Below are 4,772 nucleotides of genomic sequence, written 5' to 3' on the forward strand. Positions count from 1 at the left end.
ATTCCCAAATGCGTTTAACCGCTATGGGATAGAGAGGTGCGTAGTTCACCCAAGGAGAATCAATCTCTCGAAGTAAAAGTGAAGGGAATTTCTGAAATGGAATTCAGTCTGTCTATATTTGACTATACTTTTACTAACTATTAATATGTCCAATTTTGTTTCGTCTGTAGGGTGTAGGTTCCGTCGCGCACATTGACCCGATGGGGGATCAGTTTCAGGTCTCGGAAGATATTAGCTTGGTGTTGTAGGGCCGCCAGAGAGCGATCATCGATCGGGATAATGGCACGTTCAGAGGCCCGTTGTTCGAGATTAGTGACGATCACCGGGTCGATCTCGTGGTGAGCTGCCAAGCGTCTCGTCGCCTCTAACTCCTGTTGTTTCGCCCAAGCACCCGCCTCGTTCACCTCTTCTAAAATCACTTTCAGTACATCGGGATAATCGCGTACCAATTCGGGAACCGCATAATAATAGGTCGGCACTTCTAGAGAGGCGTTTTCCCCAAAGATGCTCTCTAGATCGGCCACCGATCTTCCTGGATAGGTGCGCGTCTCCGTGGGCGAGTAGGGAACCCACACCACCCAAGCGTCGATCTCACCGCGACGAAAAAGCACCAGTGCTTCCGGTTGAGTCGCATACACCGGTTCGATATCGCTTAATTCGAGATTCACTCTCATCAGTGCGCGGATGAGGACGTAATGGGCGCTCGAACCCCGATCGAAGGCGATTCTTTTTCCTTTTAAATCCGCCAAGGTCTGTATTGGCGAATCCTCTGGTACGAGAATCGCCTGACCTTTCGGGGCGGTATATTTTTCCTTGGCTACCCGGACGAAGACGTGTTCCGCCGCTTGGGAGAAAATACTCGCCGTACCGCCACCACCGCAGAAGTCGATCGTTCCGTTGCTCAAGGCCTCGATCAGAGAGGAAGCGGCCAGAAAACTCGTCCACGTTACCGTCACCCCAAAGGGTTTTAAGCGTCTTTCGAGAAAGGCCTGGGCGCGGAGAACTTCCAGATTGGTCATACCCTCGGGATAGCCGATCTTGAGGGTTCCTAGCCGCCGCGCTTGTTTGGCGAGGGGAGTGATATCGGAGGGGGTCGAGCGTTTGAACCAGCGATTGATCGCGATACAGAAGAGAATTCCAGCGATAAATAATCCCACGGTTTCCAATAGTCGGGGAGTCGTATTGCGGGGGAATTTAAAGCTATCGACCAGGTTCAGAATCGGGTTATCCGATCGAGAATTTTGACCGACGGCGATCGTGTCGGAAAATCCAGCCAGGAGAAAGCTCCCGACCAGGCTGGTCAAAAAAAGCATCGCGGGAAGAACTGCCCGCCAATTTCGCCACGGTTTCCAGAGACACTTGATCGAACGGTGGAGCATGGGATTTCTCGCAGAAAACAAGATTTATTATCGGGAAAGGGGACAAGAGAGAAGAGTTTCCCAACTCCCTCGGCATAGCTGCCATTAGTTTTATCTACATACTATAAAAATCCACGACTCCTCGATTGTGTAACAAAGTACATTTATAAATGTATTCAAAATGATATAGTTTCAAAAAGAAATTGCGCCCGCATTTGGGAGATCGAGGTGGTATGGATGGATTGGTTGATCGAAATCGTCAAAATCGCGGTGGCCACCGGCATAGCCACCACCTTCGACGACAATATTTATCTAACCGGCTTCTTTAGCGAGGTAAATCGTACCTTTCGCCCGGTTCACGTTGTCGTCGGCGAGTTACTCGGGTTTACGGCCTTAGTATCGGTTAGCTTGCTGGGTTTTCTACTCGGCTTAATCATCCCGCCGATTTATATCGGTCTTCTCGGAATCCTGCCTATCCTCATCGGTGTGAGAAATTTACTGACGTTAAATCGCGATAACGAGAGGGAAACCGCAGATCGCAAGGTGAATTTGCGAAGAAACGCCCAATTTCACGGGTTCGCCTCGCGAAGACTATCCCTCGGTCAAGTCCTCAGCGATCGCCAAACCTATAAAGTTTCCGCGGTCACGATATCCAATGGCGGCAATAATCTCGGTATCTACATTCCCCTATTCGCCAATAGTACCGTGGCGCAGTTAGCCGTAATCATCCCGATCTGCTATTTAATCGTTTGTACTTGGTTATTTCTCTCCTATAATCTAACCCGCCAACCGGGGATCGCGGTTGTCCTCAGCCGTTATGCGAGTAAGCTTTTCCCCTTTGTGCTGATGTGGTTGGGGCTACGGATTATTCTCGATAACGGCTCCTATCGCCTGTTGATTCCCATCGGCTAAATTAGGCCCCTGTAAAAATCGACAATCTCTGGCTCGCACGGGGGTCAGAATTGAGCAAGAGAGAATAGATCGCGATAATCGAGAACTCCTTTAGATCAACCCTATCGAGAAAATCCCGATGAATGTATCACTGTTATCAATTCGATCGCTATTTCGTCGCTTCCATTCGCTATCGCGGCGGGGATTTGTATCCTTCTTGGTATTGGGATTGCTGGGTGCGCTCGCGCTCGCTTCCTGTACGTCAGGGGGGATCGCCTCGAAACCAGAGGTGAAATTAAATCTCGTTTCCTTTTCGGTCACGAAAGCCGCTCACGACCAGATTATCCCGAAATTCGTCGATAAATGGCAAAAAGAGCATAACCAAAAAGTCATTTTCCAGCGGAGTTACGGCGGTTCCTTGGCCCAGGCCGATGACGTGATTGCGGGGAAACAAGAGGCGGACGTGGTACATCTAGCCCTACCTCTAGACGTGACGCGCATCGCCGACGCGGGGTTAGTTCATCGCAGTTGGGAAGATCGGGTTCCGAGAAGGGGAGTGGTGAGTCGATCGGTTGCAGCGATCGTCACACGGGCGGGAAATCCGAAAAAGATTCAATCTTGGGCGGATCTGGCTAGAGAGGACGTTACGGTTCTATCCGCCGATCCGAAAACTTCCGGGATCGCTATTTGGCAGTTATTAGCCCTCTGGGGTTCGGTGACGCAAACGGGGGGCGAACCGGAACAGGCATTGGATTTTGTCCGCCAAGTCTATGAAAAGATTCCCACCCTAGCCAGGGACGCGCGGGAAGCCAGCAATGCCTTTTTCCAAGAAGGAAAGGGGGATGTTTTAGTCACCTACGAAAACGAGGTAATTCTAGCGGCCAGAAATCAACCCGACACCAGTTACTTCGTCCCTCCGGTCAATATCTCGATCGATAATCCCGTTGCGGTGGTGGATAGAAATGTCGATAAACACGGCACGCGAGAGGTGGCCGAGGCCTTTGTGGATTTCCTCTATTCCGAGCCGGCACAACAGGAATTCGCCAAATTGGGCTATCGATCGGTCAATCCCTTTATCACGATCGCCACCGAAGCAAAATTACCTCCCGTGGAAACCCTGTTTAGCTCCCAAGATTTAGGGGGTTGGTCTTTGATCCGTAACGAGTTTTTAGCGAAGGGAGCTATTTTCGACCAAATCAGAGCGAATTCTCCCACCTAAAAGCCATCAACGATATTGTTATCAATCAAGTCTATGAAACAATTCCGTCTTTTTTATCTACCCCTCTTACTGATAGGCCACTGGATGACCGGTTGTGCCGACAGAGCGGAAAGCGGGGAACAACAGGTCAGCGTGGACGGGGGGGCCGTGGGCTTCGCCCTAGCGCTCGCCGTTGCCGAAGAATATCAAAAAGTCGCTCCCAACGCCCGAGTCGGGGTGGCCTTTAGCGGTACAGGTGGGGGATTTACCCGGCTCTGTAACGGTAGCATCGATATTGGGGTCGCTTCCCGTGTCATCCGGGAATCGGAATCGAAAGCCTGTAAGAGGGCGGGAATCGAGTACATCGAGCTACCCATGGCGCTGGACGGTCTGGCGTTGGTAGCGAACAAAAACAATAAGTTTCTCAAGTGCCTAACTCGAAAAGAGTTAAAGACACTCTGGGAGGCAGAAGCCGAAAGGAAAATCGTTACTTGGGATCAAGTTAATCCTAAATTTCCCAAAGAGAGAATTCTGTTATTCGCACCTCCTGTGGACGCGGGAACGACCGATTATTTCACCCAATCGATCACCAAGAGAAGAGGGAATATTCGGAGCGATTATACGCCCAGCTTTAACCAAAATACTCTGATTCAGGGAGTCATCGGCAATGCCAACGGATTCGCCTTCGCGGGGATCGCTTTCGTAATGCAAAATCAAGACAAGGTAAACGTGGTCGGGCTAGAAAATCTGGAGGGCAAAGAGTGTGTTAAGCCCATTCCTTTGGAGAACGTCAAGCGCAATACCTATAGTCCCCTCACTCGCCCCCTCTTCATTTACGTTAGCAAGAAGGCACTGGATAGCAAACCTTCGGTTGAACGTTTCGTGCGTTTCTTTGTGGATAATTCCTGGAAATACGTGGACAGTGTAGGCTATGTGTCGTTACCCGATCTCGCCTACGTGAAAACTCGGGAACGATTCGAGAAACGACAAACGGGATCGACCTTTATAAATGCCAAGCCAGGTGAACCGATTATCAACTTTTTCTAAGGAGGAAATAGTAAACTCTTGACATCCTCGCCGCCCTAAAAGTGCGGCGATTCCTAAACCTCACGATTTAAGTTTCTGCTTCCACCACCGTCGCATACCACAGTTAAAAAACCATGTACTGTCTTACACAGAGTCCGCAGACTTTCGCCCCATTTCAGAAGCCCGATTCCGTGTGTCCCACGGTACGTTGACCGCCTATAGCTTCTTGTACTTGTTGCGCGCGACTTTTTACCCGGCCAAGCTTTTCTGGTCGGAACCCCCTAAGCCGAGTTTTCAAG

Annotated in this window: 4 protein-coding genes; 3 read left to right on the top strand and 1 reads right to left on the bottom strand. The window is 50.3% G+C overall.

Annotated elements, in window-relative coordinates:
* Window positions 1–140: 140 nt before the first annotated feature.
* Window positions 141–1,379: a sulfonate ABC transporter substrate-binding protein gene (locus IM322_RS11145; protein ID WP_287675620.1), complete on the bottom strand. Its 1,239-nt coding sequence runs from the start codon at window positions 1,377–1,379 to the stop codon at window positions 141–143.
* 216 nt (window positions 1,380–1,595) lie between these two features.
* Here IM322_RS11145 and IM322_RS11150 point away from each other — a divergent pair, with 216 nt between their 5' ends.
* From IM322_RS11150 to IM322_RS11160, 3 genes are all read left to right on the top strand, one after another.
* The gene (locus tag IM322_RS11150) at window positions 1,596–2,270 is read left to right on the top strand and encodes a cadmium resistance transporter (RefSeq protein ID WP_287675621.1); all 675 of its coding nucleotides are present in this window, start codon (window positions 1,596–1,598) and stop codon (window positions 2,268–2,270) included.
* A 118-nt stretch (window positions 2,271–2,388) separates the two neighbouring features.
* Window positions 2,389–3,468: a sulfate ABC transporter substrate-binding protein gene (locus tag IM322_RS11155; protein WP_287675622.1), complete on the top strand. Its 1,080-nt coding sequence runs from the start codon at window positions 2,389–2,391 to the stop codon at window positions 3,466–3,468.
* Window positions 3,469–3,501: 33 nt separating this feature from the next.
* A complete protein-coding gene (locus tag IM322_RS11160) occupies window positions 3,502–4,494 on the top strand; it encodes a PstS family phosphate ABC transporter substrate-binding protein (protein WP_287675623.1) in 993 nt (330 codons plus the stop codon).
* Window positions 4,495–4,772: the final 278 nt, after the last annotated feature.

The organism is Microcystis sp. M109S1 (genome assembly GCF_020247025.1).
GTDB lineage: Bacteria > Cyanobacteriota > Cyanobacteriia > Cyanobacteriales > Microcystaceae > Microcystis.